Below are 14,895 nucleotides of genomic sequence, written 5' to 3'. Positions count from 1 at the left end.
GGCTCCCAGTAGACGACTGGGTTGATAGGCCGGATATGGAAGCCCTGTGAGGGGTGGAGTTGACCGGTACTAATAGGCCGAGGGCTTGTCCTCAGTTGCTCGCGTCCACTGTGTTGTTCTGAAACAACGACCCCCACACGTCTGGTCACGGTGTGGGTGCGGTTGACAGTTTCATAGTGTTTCGGTGGTCATAGCGTGAGGGAAACGCCCGGTTACATTCCGAACCCGGAAGCTAAGCCTCACAGCGCCGATGGTACTGCAGGGGGGACCCTGTGGGAGAGTAGGACGCCGCCGAACAATCATTCCAAAAAGACCCCCTCCCGTTCGGGAGGGGGTCTTTTTGCGTTAACGTCTCTCCACCACGTCCAAGCCCGGTGGAGAGGCACGAACCGTTGCAGAACCTGACCCTTACCTGGGAGTCCGCCGGGGGCGCCGCGGTCGCACTCTACGGTGGCTCGTACGCGGCCGCCCGGGTCCGTCGGGGGGCGGTCTCGGCGGTCCTGCGGGAGGCCGGCACCCTGCTCGCACTGTTCGCGCTCTGGCAGCTGGTCGGGAGCCTCTCGCTGATGAGCACCGAACACGCGCTGGACCGGGCGAGCTGGATCCACCGGACGGAGCTGGCACTCGGGCTGCCGGACGAAGCGGCCTGGCAGGAGGCGGTGACGCCGTACCCGGTGCTGGTGAGGCTGGCCAACTACTACTACGCGGCGATGCACTTCACGGTGATGATCGCGGTGCTGGTCTGGGTGTTCCTGCGGCACCGCGAGCGGTACGCGTGGGTGCGGACCACCGTGGTGGTCACGACGGCGGTCTGCCTGGCCGTGCAGTTCATTCCGGTGGCCCCGCCCCGGATGCTGCCGCAGGAGGGCTTCGTGGACGTCGCGGCGGAGTACGGGCAGTCGGTGTACGGGGGAGCGGTCGCCGGGGTGGTCAAGGCGGCGCAGCTGTCGGCGATGCCGTCGGTGCACGTGGCCTGGTGCGTGCTGGTGGCGGTCGCCGTGATCAAGGTGTCGCCCAGCCCGCTGCGCTGGCTGATGCTGCTGCACCCGGTCCTGACGGTGACGGTCGTGGTCGTCACGGCCAACCACTTCTGGGCGGACGGCCTGGTGGCGGTGGCGATCCTGCTGCTGGCGTACGCGGCCCAGGCCGGTGTCGCCCGCCGGCGGGCCCGGCGCGAGGCTGCGGTGCGGTCCGCGGCCGAGCCGGAGCGGGTGTCCGCGGGCGGTTGAGCCGTCGCCGGGCAGCAGCGTCGCCCCGGCGGCGGTGGCGGCCGGGGCGACGGCGGGCGGGGGTGAAGCGTGATGTGCCGGTGGGCCGGGCCCCGTGGGGGGTGGGTCCGGACCACCGGCACCCCTGCCGTTACTTGACGGGCAGGGCGTCCCGGCCCCACGCGCTGTTGGTCAGCGACGCGGTGGCCCAGTACCAGGCCGTCAGCCCGGAGGCTGCTGCGACCCAGCCGGCGGCCTTGGCGAGGCCTCCGGAGGTGTTGAAGGCGGCGAGGGCGGAGAGCAGCAGCGAGACCGTCAGCAGACCGTAGACGGCCCGGCTGAACAGTCCTGCGTTCCAACTGGCCGCGGTGAGGGTGAGCGCGAGCAGGGCCCACAGGAGCAGGAACAGGCCGGCCGCGTTCTTGTGGGCGCCGGAGGCCGTGGACCAGGTGGCCCAGAAGGCACCGAGGCTGGTGAAGGCGGTGCCGGTGAAGCCCTCGCCGCCGCGGAACTGCCAGAGACCGGCGATGAAGAGGGTGAGACCGCCGACGACGTGGGCGAGACGGGCCGAGTCCCCTACGGCGGTGCCGCTGAAGATGCCGGTGGAGAGGAGGCCGTAGGCGAGGAGAGTCAGGCCGAGTGCGAGGTAACCGAGGTTACCCGCGTCGGCGCCGGTTGAGCGGGCGTTCAGTGCCCCGGTAGCTTCGTTGCTCACCGGAGGCTCCTTTCACTCTGGGCGCGCGCAGGGCGCAGTGAACTCGGGTGAGTTTCGATGAGGTGGATGCGCGCGATCGCGCCGAGGGCGCACGGCTGGAGCGTGCGACGGCTGCGATCAGAATGCTGGGCCAGCGGAGAACCGCTGGTCACGTCCCCGCCGGGGGATTCCCCGGTGAGATCGGTGTACCCAGGGTGAGCGGGCTTGTACCCTTGTGAATCGCACAATTTGTGACGCCGTCAGCCAGGGATCGTTCACCGTCCGACAGAACCCGAACCCGGCCCGGACCCGAGCCCGGGTAGGGCTCAGGCGGTGCGCTGGGTGGGGACCCGCAGGGTGAGGATCGCCATGTCGTCGGACGGCGGCTCGGGGGCGAACCGCTCGACCGCCCGCTGCACCCGCATCGCGACCGCGCCCGCGGTCAGCCCGGTGCAGCCGGTGAGCACCTCGGCGAGGCCGTCGTCGCCGAGCATCCGCCGGCCCTCACGGCGTTCGGTGACGCCGTCGGTGACACACAGCAGGACCTCGCCGGGCAGGAGCACCAGGCGCTCGGCGGTGAGTTCGAGGTCCTCCATGACGCCGAGCAGCGGCTGCGGGGTCGCGGCGCGGTCGACCTGGCCGTCGGTGCGCAGGCGGAGCGGCAGCGGGTGGCCGGCGCAGACCAGGGAGAGCTCGGTGCTGCCGTCCGGAAGGGGCGTCAGCTCGCCGTACAGCAGGGTGAGGAAGCGGCTGCGCGAACCCTCGTCCAGGATGGCGGTGTTGAGCCGGCTGAGCACCTGCGGGGCGTCCAGGCCCTCGCGGGCGAGCAGGCGCAGCGAGTGCCGGGCGAGGCCGGTGACGGAGGCTGCCTCCGGGCCGGTGCCGCAGACGTCGCCGATGGCGAAGCCGTAGGTGCCCTCGCGGATCGGGAAGAGGTCGTAGAAGTCGCCGCCGACCTCGTTGCCCTCGCCGGCCGCCTGGTAGTAGACGTCCACCTCGACGCCCGGGATCTCCGGCAGGTCCGGTGGCAGCAGGCTGCGCTGGAGGGCCTGGCTGGTGGCGGTGCGCTCGGAGTAGAGGCGGGAGTTGTCGAGGGCGAGGGCGGCCCGGCGGGAGAGGTCCTCGGCGAGTTCGAGGACCTCCTGGCGGAACCGGACACCGGTGGGGGTGCCGAGGACGAACAGGCCGATCACGCGGTTGCGGGCGGTCAGCGGCAGGACGACCGTCTCGCCCAGGAGCCCGGACAGGTCGGGGCTGTCGGCGAGTCCGTTGCCGCGCGCGGTGTCGGTCGGCGCGGTCCAGAAGCGGGCTCCGTGGGTGGGGCCGGCGTCGGGCGCGGGGGTCTTGTCGAGCAGGGCGCGCAGCGGGTCGATGCGGTCCTCGTCCTCGTGCAGGACGAAGGCGAGCGAGGCCGCGGCGCCGTGGTCGCCGTTGGTGTAGACGGCGCACCAGGAGGAGAGGGTGGGGACGGCCATCTGCGCCATCAGGGCGAGGGTCTGCTCGTGTTCCAGGGTGCCGGCCAGCAGGTCGGAGGCTTCGACGAGGAAGGAGAGCGAGCCGCGGCGCAGCCGTTCGAGTTCGGTGAGCCGGGTGGACTCGACGGCCAGGGCGAGCCGGTCGGCGGCGAACTGCAGGCGGAGCGCGTCCTCGTTGTCGTACCGGCCGGGTGCGGCGGTGGCGATGCCGAGCGAGCCGATGAGCCGGCCCTCGACCTTGAGCGGGACGGTGAGCAGGGAGCGCATGCCGCTGCCGCCGAGGACGGGCAGGCCGGTGGGCCGGGAGGCGAGGTCCTCGTGGACGGAGGGGAGGCGGGGCGAGTCGTAGCGGTTGCCGGTGTCGACCGGGAACCGGCTGTGCCGGCGGTGGCCGGAGGTGAGTCCGGTGGCGGCGCGGACCTCGAACTCGGTCTCGTCGTCGGTGGTGAGCAGCAGGTAGGCCGCGTCGGCGTCGAGCAGGTCGCGGGCGCGTTCGACGGTGTGCTGGAGCATGGTGTCGAGGTCCTCGCCGGAGCCGAGGCCGGCCAGCAGGTCGAGGCGGGCGGCGGTCTCGGGCTTCTCGCCGGGCAGGGCCCGGGCGGGGGAGCGCAGGACGGCGCGGTCGTCGTCGAGGACGAGCAGGCAGAGCGCGGAGGGTGTGCCGTCGGTGTCGCGGAGGCGGACCTGGACGCCGTAGACGTCGACGGTGGAGCCGTCGGCGCGGCGCAGGGCGTAGCCGCCCTCCCACCGGGCGAGGCGGAGGGTGGCGGCGAGGCCGAGCCCGGGGGTCTGGGGCCAGACGGCGAGGTCGGCCCAGGGACGGCCGAGCACGGTGTCGGCGGGGTGCTGGAAGAGCGCCTCGGCGTCGGGGTTCCAGGCGAGGACGCGGCCGTCGTCGTCGAGCTGGACCACGGCGACGTGGACCGGGCCGCTGCTGCTGGGCAGTTCGCTGCCGGGGGTGGCGGGGACGGCGTAGCGGGTGCCGGCGACGTGGGCGGGAAGGGCGAGGCGGAACCAGACGGTCTTGCGGCCGGCGCCGTACTCGACGCCCCAGCGTTCGGCGAGGGCGGCGCACATCAGCAGGCCGCGGCCGCCCTCGCCGTCGGGGTCGGCGTAGTGGTCGGAGGCGGTGGCCGGGACGTCGGCGAACGTGGGCAGGCCGCGTTCGGGGTGGTGGTCGGTGACCTCGATCCGGACGGTGTCCGCCTCGCGCAGGCAACAGACCTCGGCGGCGGTGCCGGCGTGGACGACGGCGTTGGTGACGAGTTCGCTGACCAGCACCACGGCGTCGTCGACGACCTCGGGCAGGCCCCAGCCCAACAGGGCGTCGCGGACGAACGAGCGGGCGGCGGAGGCCGACCGACCCACCGGTTCGAAGGTGGCGGCTGCGCGCGCGGTGACCACGTTGCCACGTCTCCTCTGCTCTGGCCCTGGCTGTCCGGTGTGCGGCGCCGGCTCGCGGTGTGCGCCGACGGGGTGGGCGGCGGCTCGGGGCGGGGCGCGGCCCGGTGCAGCGCTCCACCCTACTTTCCGCTTGGTTCCCCGTGGGGGCGGGGCGTCGAAACAGGCACCGGAGGGTGATTCTGACCACCTGTTTCGGCCGGGGCGGTACCAACCGAGCGCAACCGGCCTTATACCCGGCGCGAGTACTGCCAGACTGGGGGGTCCGCGGTGTCCGGTCCGAGCAGTACGGTCGTTGCGGGTGCCGGTGGTCCGCGTGCGGGTCACCGGGACGTCACCGGGACGGTACCCGGTGCCGGGCCCGTCCGGGGCGCGGTCGCGCGGTGCCGGACAGTTCACCATTTGGGAGGGGCCCGTTGAGTTCGGCCACCAAGGACGCAACCGGTACGACGCCGCCCGCCCAGCGTGGCGGACGCTCCGGGGCCGCGCCGCGGAGCGCGGCCGGCCGGCGTGCCAATCACAGCCGCGGTGCCGAGCCGGCCGAGCTGCGCAAGCTCCTGTCGGCGCTGACGGCGATGCGCGACGGCAACTTCCGGCGCCGGCTGACGGTGCCGGGGGACGGTCCGCTGGCGGAGATCGCCGCGGTGTTCAACGAGGTCGCCGAGCGGAACCAGCACCTGACGGGTGAACTCGCGCGGGTGCGGCGTGCGGTGGGCCGGGAGGGCCGGCTGAACGAGCGGCTGGAGACCGGTGCGGGCGAGGGCGCCTGGATGGCGGCGGTCGACAACTGCAACGCGCTGATCGACGACCTGGCGCGGCCGATGGCCGAGGTGGGCCGGGTGCTGGCGTCGATCGCCGAGGGCGACCTGGACCAGAAGATGGAGCTGCGCTCGCTGCACAGCAACGGGGTGAGTCACCCGCTGCGCGGCGAGTACCTGAAGATCGGGCGGACGGTCAACGGGCTGGTGGACCAGCTGTCGGAGTTCACCGACGAGGTGACCCGGGTGGCCCGGGAGGTCGGTACCGAGGGCAAGCTCGGCGGCCAGGCCAAGGTGCGCAGCGTGTCCGGCAGCTGGAAGGACCTCGCGGACTCGGTCAACACCATGGCCGGCCGGCTGACCGCGCAGGTGCGGAACATCGCGCAGGTGACCACAGCGGTGGCCAAGGGCGACCTCTCCCGCAAGGTGACGGTCGAGGTGGCCGGCGAGATGCTGGAGCTGAAGAACACCGTCAACACGATGGTGGACCAGCTGAACGGCTTCGCGGCGCAGGTGACCGGGGTGGCCCGGGACGTGGGGACGGAGGGCCGGCTCGGGGGCCAGGCGCAGGTGCCGGGCGTCGCCGGGGTCTGGCGCGACCTCACCGACTCCGTGAACTTCATGGCCGACAACCTGACCGGCCAGGTCCGCAGCATCGCGCAGGTGACGACGGCGGTGGCGCGCGGCGACCTCTCGCAGAAGATCGAGGTGGACGCGCGCGGCGAGATGCTGGAGCTCAAGAGCACCATCAACACGATGGTGGACCAGCTCTCCGGCTTCGCCGAGCAGGTGACCCGGGTGGCCCGTCAGGTGGGCACCGAGGGTCGGCTCGGGGGTCAGGCGCAGGTACCCGGCGCGGCCGGGGTCTGGCGGGACCTGACCGACAACGTCAACTTCATGGCGAACAACCTCACCGATCAGGTGCGGAACATCGCGCAGGTGACCACCGCGGTCGCCCGGGGCGACCTGTCGCAGAAGATCCAGGTGGACGCGCAGGGCGAGATCCTGGAGCTGAAGAACACCATCAACACGATGGTGGACCAGCTGAGCGCCTTCGCCGACGAGGTGACGCGGGTCGCCCGGGACGTCGGCACCGAGGGCATCCTCGGTGGTCAGGCGAGCGTGCCCGGGGTGTCCGGCACCTGGAAGGACCTGACCAACAGCGTCAACCTGATGGCCAACAACCTGACCAGCCAGGTCCGCAACATCGCCGAGGTGACCACGGCGGTGGCGCTCGGGGACGTCTCGAAGAAGATCACCGTCGATGCGCGCGGGGAGATCCTGGAGCTGGTCACCACCGTGAACACCATGGTGGACCAGCTGTCGGCGTTCGCCGACGAGGTCACCCGGGTGGCGCGCGAGGTGGGTACGGAGGGGATCCTGGGCGGCCAGGCCCGGGTGCGCGGGGTGTCGGGCATCTGGAAGGACCTGACCGACAACGTGAACTTCATGGCGTCGAACCTGACGGGCCAGGTGCGGAACATCGCCGAGGTGGCGTCCGCCGTGGCCCGCGGTGACCTCTCCAAGAAGATCACCATCGAGGCCCAGGGCGAGGTCGCGGCGCTGGCCGGGACGCTCAACACGATGGTCGACCAGCTGTCCGCGTTCGCGGTCGAGGTGACCAGGGTGGCGCGCGAGGTGGGCACCGACGGCACCCTGGGCGGTCAGGCGAGCGTGCCGGGGGTGGCCGGGATCTGGAAGGACCTGACCGACAACGTCAACCTGATGGCCAACAACCTGACGGGCCAGGTGCGGAACATCGCGCTGGTGATCACGGCGGTGGCCCGCGGCGACCTGTCGCAGAAGATCGACGTCGACGCGCGGGGCGAGTTCCTGGAGCTGAAGACCAGCATCAACACCATGGTCGACCAGCTGGGCTCGTTCGCCGACGAGGTCACCCGGGTCGCCCGCGAGGTGGGCACCGACGGGCGGCTCGGCGGCCAGGCCCGCGTGCCGGGCGTGGACGGCACCTGGCAGGACCTGACCGAGTCGGTCAACGAGCTGGCCAACAACCTGACCCGGCAGGTGCGCGCGATCGCGCAGGTCGCCACCGCCGTGACCAGGGGCGACCTGTCGCTGCGGATCGACGTGGACGCCGCCGGGGAGCTCGACGAGCTCAAGGACAACATCAACCAGATGATCGCCAACCTGCGCGAGACCACCCGCACCAACCAGGAGCAGGACTGGCTCAAGACCAACCTGGCCCGGATCTCCGGCCTGTTGCAGGGCCGCCGGGACCTGGAGGCGGTCGCCTCGCTGATCATGACCGAGCTCACCCCGGTGGTCTCGGCCCAGCACGGCGCCTTCTTCCTCGCCCAGCCGGCCGGGCGCACGGCGGAGCTGATCACCGAGGACGACGACGAGAACGACACCGTGCTGCGGCTGATCGGCAGCTACGGCTACCAGCGGCGGGCGATGCCGACCACCTTCCGCCCCGGCGAGTCGCTGATCGGCCAGGCGGCGGTGGAGAAGCGGGCGATCATCCTCAAGGAGGCCCCGCCCGGGTACCTGAAGATCGCCTCGGGCCTCGGCGAGGCCTCGCCGGCCCACATCGTGGTGCTGCCGGTGCTGTTCGAGGGCAGGCTGCTGGGCGTGATCGAACTGGCCACCTTCAGCTCGTTCACCACCGTCGCACTGGACTTCCTCAACCAGATCGCCGACCTGATCGGCGTCACCGTCAACACCATCAGCGTCAACACCAAGACCGAGGGCCTGCTGTTGGAGTCCCAGCGGCTGACCGCCGAACTCTCGATGCGGTCCGCCGAGTTGGAGGCGCGTCAGGAGGAGCTGGAGCGCACCAACGAGGAGTTGCAGGAGAAGGCCGAGCAACTCGCCCAGCAGAACCGGGACATCGAGATCAAGAACAGCGAGATCGAGGAGGCCCGGCAGGTGCTGGAGGAGCGGGCCGAACAGCTCGCGCTGGCCTCCCGGTACAAGAGCGAGTTCCTCGCCAACATGTCGCACGAGCTGCGCACCCCGCTCAACTCGCTGCTGATCCTCGCCAAGCTGCTCTCCGACAACAACGAGGGCAACCTCTCGCCGAAGCAGGTCGAGTTCGCCGACACCATCCACGGCGCCGGATCGGACCTGCTCCAGCTGATCAACGACATCCTCGACCTCTCCAAGGTCGAGGCCGGGAAGATGGACGTCCGGCCGGCCCGGATCGCGCTGGTCCAGCTGGTCGACTACGTGGAGGCCACCTTCCAGCCGGTCGCGCTGGACAAGAACCTGGAGTTCGGGGTCCGGGTCTCGCCGGCCCTCCCGGTCACCCTGCACACCGACGAGCAGCGGCTCCAGCAGGTGCTGCGCAACCTGATCTCCAACGCGGTGAAGTTCACCGACGCGGGCGCCGTCGACTTCTCGATCACCCCGGCCGGCCCGGACGTCCCGCAGCACGTGCGGGAGCGGCTGCTGGAGGCCGGGGCGATCCAGGGGCCGGACGACCCGCTGATCGCCTTCGCGGTCTCCGACACCGGCATCGGCATCCCGGACAACAAGCTGCGCGAGATCTTCGAGGCGTTCAAGCAGGCCGACGGCACCACCAGTCGCAAGTACGGCGGCACCGGTCTCGGACTGTCGATCAGCCGGGAGATCGCCCGGCTGCTCGGCGGCGAGATCCACGCCGAGAGCGAGCTCGGCAAGGGATCCACCTTCACGCTGTACCTGCCGCTGCGCAGCGAGGCTCCGGAGGCCGTTCCCGGGGCCGGCCAGATGCCGCGTGCCGCGGTGGGGGTGACCCCTGCCGGGACGCCGGTGCCGGTCGGTGAGAACCCGGCCGACCACTGGGCCCAGGAGGTGCGCGAGCTGGCCGAGGTCCGCCGCCGGGGCGCGGTCGAACGCCGCCGCGCCGCGGCCCTGGAGTCGCCGCCCGCCGAGGGCAGGTCCGTCGGCGGCCGTCCGGTCGAGCCCGTTCCGACGATCCGCCACTCGGCCCGGGTGGACACCCGGTTCGACGGCGAGCAGGTGCTGATCGTGGACGACGACGTCCGCAACGTCTTCGCGCTCACCAGCGTGCTGGAGCAGCACGGCCTGACGGTGCTGTACGCGGAGAACGGCCGCGAGGGCATCGAGATGCTGGAGCAGCACGAGAACGTGGCGCTGGTCCTGATGGACATCATGATGCCGGAGATGGACGGCTACGCGACCACCGAGGCGATCCGCCGGATGCCGCAGTTCGCGGGCCTGCCGATCATCGCGCTGACCGCCAAGGCCATGAAGGGCGACAAGGAGAAGTCCCTGGAGGCCGGTGCCACCGATCACATCACCAAGCCGGTGGAGACCGACCACCTGCTCGCGGTGATGCACGAGTGGCTGACCGCCCGGAGGCGGTAGGCGGCATGTCGGGGGCGTGAACTCCGTGATTCGCTCCGGGGTTCACGCCGTGGCGGCGGGCGGTTTGCTGGCGGGGAGGGGCGGGAACCGGGTAGGGTCACCGATCGTTGCGAACAGTGACCGGGCGGCGACTCGCTGGTGAGCGTGCGCCGGTGCACTGTGTGCGTGCCGTTCCGGAACCAGACGCGACGGAGCGATGTGCCGGGCGAGGGGGTGCGGCTAGCATGACCGGGGTAGTGGTGGGCAGTACGCGGGTGCCTTCCCCAGGTAGGCAAGCGACAGGAGGGCGCGTCGTGATGCAGAAGGCGAAGATCCTCCTGGTCGACGACCGACCGGAGAACCTTCTCGCGCTGGAGGCGATCCTCTCGGCGCTGGACCAGACCCTGGTCCGGGCGGCCTCGGGTGAGGAGGCGCTCAAGGCGCTGCTCACCGACGACTTCGCGGTGATCCTGCTGGACGTGCAGATGCCCGGGATGGACGGCTTCGAGACGGCCGCCCACATCAAGCGGCGCGAGCGCACCCGGGACATCCCGATCATCTTCCTGACCGCGATCAACCACGGGCCGCACCACACCTTCCGCGGCTACGCGGCCGGTGCGGTCGACTACATCTCCAAGCCCTTCGACCCGTGGGTGCTGCGCGCCAAGGTCTCGGTCTTCGTCGACCTGTACATGAAGAACTGCCAGCTCAAGGAGCAGGCGGCACTGCTCAGGCTCCAGCTGGAGGCGAGCGGCGCCGAGCCGGCCCTCGGCGGTGCGCTGCTGGGCGAGCTGTCGGCGCGGCTGGCGTCGGTGGAGGAGCAGGCCGAGGCGCTGACCAAGCAGCTGGACGGCACCGAGGACAGCGGGGTGGCGGCCACGGCGGCGCACCTGGAGCGCAAGCTGGCCGGCCTGCGGCGCGCGCTGGACGCCCTGCGCCCCGGCGCCGACTAGGAAGCCCCGGGCGCGGCGTCGAGAGTGCCGCGCCGTTCCTTCTTCCGGGTGAACCGCGACCGGGGTGACGGTGTGTCTGCGACACGTTCCGCCGCCCCGGTACGACGACATGGGCACAGGTCGCGGACCCCGGTAGGCTGCTGACCCATGGCCACACGCACGCCCGGAAGCGCGGCACGCAACCCGAGCCCGGGACCGTCCAAGAAGGCCGCGGCGAAGGCTCCGGCCAAGGCGCCGGTGAAGAAGGCGGCCGCCAAGAAGGCCGCCCCGGCGAAGAAGACGGCGGCCAAGCCGGCCGCCGCGCCGCCCCCCGCGCCCAGGCCGGTACTCTTCCGCGCCGTGCGCGCCGTCTGGCTCGGCACGGCCCACGGCATCGGCGCGGTCTTCCGCGGGTTCGGCGACGGGGCCAAGAACCTGGACCCGGCCCACCGCAAGGACGGCGTCGGCCTGCTGCTGCTCGCGCTCGCCCTGGTCACGGCGGCCGGGACCTGGTTCAGCCCGCAGGGCTGGCTGGGCGAGGCCGCCACCAACGTGGTCTCCGGCCTGTTCGGCCGGCTCGACGTGCTGGTGCCGTTCCTGCTGGCCGTGGTCGGGGTCAGGCTGATGCGCCACCCGGAGCTGCCGGAGGCCAACGGGCGGATCATGATCGGTCTGACCACCCTGCTGATCGGCGTGCTGGGACTGGTCCACATCGGCTGCGGCGCCCCCATGATGGGCAGCGGGGCGACCAGGATAAGGACGGCCGGCGGGATCGTCGGCTGGGCCGCCTCCACCCCGATGATGGCCGCCGCCGGGCCCGCGCTCGCGGTGCCGCTGCTCCTGCTGCTCGCCTTCTTCGGCCTGCTGGTCACGACCGCCACCCCGGTCAACCGGATCGGTGAGCGGGTGCGCGGCGTCGGCGTCCGGCTGGGCGTGGTCGAGCCCGGTCCCCAGGACGAAGTCTCCGGGGGGCGTACGCCGGAGCGCGAGCACTCCACCGAGCCGCCGGAGGACGCCGACCCGTCGGCGCTGCCCTTCACGGTGGACACCGAGGGTGACGGCGCCGTCGACGAGGTGGGCGCCCGCCGGCGCCGCCGACGGCGCAAGCCGGCCGAGGAACAGGCCGCGGAGCCGGACCCCTTCGCGAAGGAGGCCGTCGACCCGTACGCGACCCGGGACCTCGCCGCCGGGGCCGCCGCCGACCTGGACGGCGCACTGGTCTACGGCGTGCCCGCCTCCTCGGCGGTGGCGGACATGATGCACCAGGTGCAGGACCGCACCGCCCTGCCGGAGGAGCCCGCGGTCCCGGCAGCCCGCACCGGCGGCCTCGCCGCCGCCGAGGAGCACGGCGCGGCGCCGGTCCGGATGGAGCAGCTCCAGCTCTCCGCCGGCCTCACCTACTCGCTCCCCCCGCTCGACCTGCTGGAGCGTGGCGGCCCGGCCAAGGCCCGCAGCGCCCTCAACGACGAAGTGGTCGCCCAGCTCACCGTGGTCTTCGCCGAGTTCAAGGTGGACGCCCGGGTCACCGGCTTCACCCGGGGCCCGACGGTCACCCGCTACGAGGTCGAGCTCGGCCCGGCGGTCAAGGTCGAGCGGATCACCGCGCTCGGCAAGAACATCGCGTACGCGGTGGCCAGCCCGGACGTGCGGATCATCAGCCCGATCCCGGGCAAGTCGGCCGTCGGCATCGAGATCCCGAACCGGGACCGCGAGATGGTCAACCTCGGCGACCTGCTGCGCTCGCGCACCGCCGCCGAGGACACCCACCCGCTGGTCGTCGGCATGGGCAAGGACGTCGAGGGCCACACCGTGACGGCCAACCTCGCCAAGATGCCGCACATCCTGGTGGCCGGTGCGACCGGCGCCGGCAAGTCGTCCTGCATCAACTGCCTGATCACCTCGGTGCTGGCCCGCGCCACCCCGGACGAGGTGCGGATGGTGCTGGTCGACCCCAAGCGGGTCGAGCTCACGGCGTACGAGGGCATCCCGCACCTGATCACGCCCATCATCACCAACCCGAAGAAGGCCGCCGAGGCCCTCCAGTGGGTGGTGCGCGAGATGGACATGCGGTACGACGACCTCGCCGCGTACGGCTTCCGGCACGTGGACGACTTCAACGCGGCGGTCCGGGCCGGCACGGTCACCCCACCGCTCGGCAGCGAGCGCGAGCTGACCCCGTACCCGTACCTGCTGGTGATCGTCGACGAGCTGGCCGACCTGATGATGGTCGCCCCGCGGGACGTCGAGGACTCGGTGGTCCGGATCACCCAGCTCGCCCGAGCGGCCGGCATCCACCTGGTGCTGGCCACCCAGCGGCCGTCGGTGGACGTCGTCACCGGGCTGATCAAGGCCAACGTGCCGTCCCGGCTGGCGTTCGCCACCTCGGCGATGGCTGACTCCCGGGTCATCCTGGACCAGCCCGGCGCGGAGAAGCTGATCGGCAAGGGCGACGCGCTGTTCCTTCCGATGGGTGCGAGCAAGCCCATCCGGATGCAGGGCGCGTTCGTCACCGAGGCGGAGATCGCCGCAGTGGTGAACCACTGCAAGGACCAGCTGACCGCCGTCTACCGGGACGACGTGACGGTCGGCGGCGGGCCGAAGAAGGAGATCGACGAGGAGATCGGCGACGACCTGGACCTGCTGATCCAGGCCGCCGAGCTGGTGGTCTCCACGCAGTTCGGGTCCACCTCGATGCTCCAGCGCAAGCTGCGGGTCGGCTTCGCCAAGGCCGGGCGGCTGATGGACCTGATGGAGTCGCGGGGGATCGTCGGCCCGAGCGAGGGCTCCAAGGCCCGCGACGTGCTGGTGAAGCCGGACGAGCTGGACGGGGTCATCGTCACCATCCGGGGGTGACGGACCGCCCGGGCGGAGCAGCGGGCACCCACCGGTTCCCCGCCGCTCCGCACCCGGGAACCCGGCCGCCGCGGGGGCCGTCGCCCCTCGCCGGTCCGGCCCGTCCGAGGGGTGTTCACCCGTTCGGAGAGGGGTAGGCGAGCGGTGCGGAACCGATCGGGTGCGTACCGCGTCCCATGAGCCACACCGGATGCGCGGCCGGGCGCGGGCGCTCCGGCGGCGGTGACCCCCCGTACTGACGGGCGGTCAGTGCACGCCCGGCCCCGCGTCGGGCCGGCCGCGCGCATTCGGGCCTGTTCCGCTTGAGAAACGATCCGCCCCCGCCCCTAGACTGTTCCCCAGCAGGTGGCCCACCGCTCGAAAGGCGTGCACCGTGACCATCGGCAAGTCCCCCGACCGCGAGAACGCCCCGTCGTCCGCGCCGCCCCCCGGCGCGGCGGAACAGACGGCCGATGCGCCGAGCATCGGCCGGGTGCTGTCCGCCGCCCGGATCGAGGCCGGACTCACGGTGGATCAGGTGAGTACCGCCACCCGGGTCCGGGTGCCACTCGTGCATGCCATCGAAGAGGACGACTTCGACCGGTGCGGCGGCGACTTCTACGCCCGCGGCCACATCCGCTCGATCGCCCAGGTCGTCGGTGTGGACGGCGAGGCGCTGGTCGCCCGGTACGACGCCGACCACGGCGGCTCCCCGGCCTCCCGGCGGCCCACCCAGCTGATCGAGAGCGGCCCGATCAAGGTCCCGGGTCGCGGCCGGCCGAACTGGACGGCGGCGATGGTCGCGGCGATCGTCGCGGTCGTCGGGCTGATCGGCTTCAACCTGGTCAGCGGCAAGACCGGCGGCAGCACGACCACCGGCTCGGCCAGCGCCCCGCTGCCCGCCGGCTCCGGCACCGGTTCGGTCGCCCCGGCGGCCCCCGTGCCGACCCCGGCCGTGCAGCCGCCCGCGCCGGTGCCCAGCGCCGCCGCGATCGCCGCCGCCCCGGCCGACAAGGTCACCGTGAAGCTGGTCGCCGAGAAGGACACCAGCTGGGTCTCGGCGGTCGACGGCAACGGGAAGTCGCTGTACCAGAACAACATCGAGGAAGGTCAGGACCAGACCTTCACCGACCCCAAGCAGATCAAGTTGGTGATCGGCAACGCCGGCGCCGTGCACGTGTACGTCAACGGCAAGGACCTCGGCCCGGCGGGCAAGAACGGCCAGGTGGTGCACGTCACGTACACCCCGGGCGACCCGCAGGCGGGCTGATCGCAGGGGGCGTC

General features: G+C 72.0%; 7 protein-coding genes and 1 rRNA gene. 6 read left to right on the top strand and 2 right to left on the bottom strand.

Features of this window, described 5'->3' with window-relative positions; translation table 11 throughout:
- The first annotated feature begins 180 nt into the window (after window positions 1-180).
- A 5S ribosomal RNA gene (rrf, locus tag ACFWOG_RS12770) occupies window positions 181-297 on the top strand.
- A gap of 95 nt (window positions 298-392) precedes the next feature.
- On the top strand, window positions 393-1,229 hold the full coding sequence (locus ACFWOG_RS12765; protein ID WP_329882543.1) for a phosphatase PAP2 family protein: 837 nt from the start codon (window positions 393-395) through the stop codon (window positions 1,227-1,229).
- A 130-nt stretch (window positions 1,230-1,359) separates the two neighbouring features.
- Here the strand turns inward: ACFWOG_RS12765 and ACFWOG_RS12760 are convergent, their stop codons facing one another.
- Together ACFWOG_RS12760 and ACFWOG_RS12755 are read right to left on the bottom strand one after the other, a co-directional pair.
- Window positions 1,360-1,923 carry an acetate uptake transporter gene (locus ACFWOG_RS12760; RefSeq protein WP_380357569.1) on the bottom strand — a complete coding sequence of 188 codons (564 nt, stop codon included), beginning with the start codon at window positions 1,921-1,923 and terminating at the stop codon, window positions 1,360-1,362.
- 305 nt (window positions 1,924-2,228) lie between these two features.
- Window positions 2,229-4,781 (bottom strand): SpoIIE family protein phosphatase, encoded by a 2,553-nt coding sequence (locus ACFWOG_RS12755; protein WP_355400161.1) that lies wholly within the window; start codon window positions 4,779-4,781, stop codon window positions 2,229-2,231.
- Between the two features lie 542 nt (window positions 4,782-5,323).
- Here ACFWOG_RS12755 and ACFWOG_RS12750 point away from each other — a divergent pair.
- The 4 genes from ACFWOG_RS12750 (at window position 5,324) to ACFWOG_RS12735 (ending at window position 14,881) form a co-directional block, all read left to right on the top strand.
- Window positions 5,324-9,868 (top strand): HAMP domain-containing protein, encoded by a 4,545-nt coding sequence (locus ACFWOG_RS12750; protein ID WP_329950053.1) that lies wholly within the window; start codon window positions 5,324-5,326, stop codon window positions 9,866-9,868.
- Between the two features lie 293 nt (window positions 9,869-10,161).
- Window positions 10,162-10,800, top strand: a complete 639-nt coding sequence (locus tag ACFWOG_RS12745; RefSeq protein ID WP_329882546.1) for a response regulator — start codon at window positions 10,162-10,164, stop codon at window positions 10,798-10,800.
- A gap of 147 nt (window positions 10,801-10,947) precedes the next feature.
- Window positions 10,948-13,632 carry a DNA translocase FtsK gene (locus ACFWOG_RS12740; protein WP_380357565.1) on the top strand — a complete coding sequence of 895 codons (2,685 nt, stop codon included), beginning with the start codon at window positions 10,948-10,950 and terminating at the stop codon, window positions 13,630-13,632.
- Between the two features lie 373 nt (window positions 13,633-14,005).
- Window positions 14,006-14,881, top strand: coding sequence for a helix-turn-helix domain-containing protein (locus tag ACFWOG_RS12735; RefSeq protein ID WP_329949974.1), 876 nt, complete (start codon window positions 14,006-14,008; stop codon window positions 14,879-14,881).
- Window positions 14,882-14,895 lie beyond the last annotated feature (14 nt).

The sequence above is a fragment of the Kitasatospora sp. NPDC058406 genome (assembly GCF_042722765.1).
GTDB lineage: Bacteria > Actinomycetota > Actinomycetes > Streptomycetales > Streptomycetaceae > Kitasatospora.
Note: the sequence above shows the minus strand (reverse complement) of the source record. Positions and strands in the feature narration are given on the sequence as shown.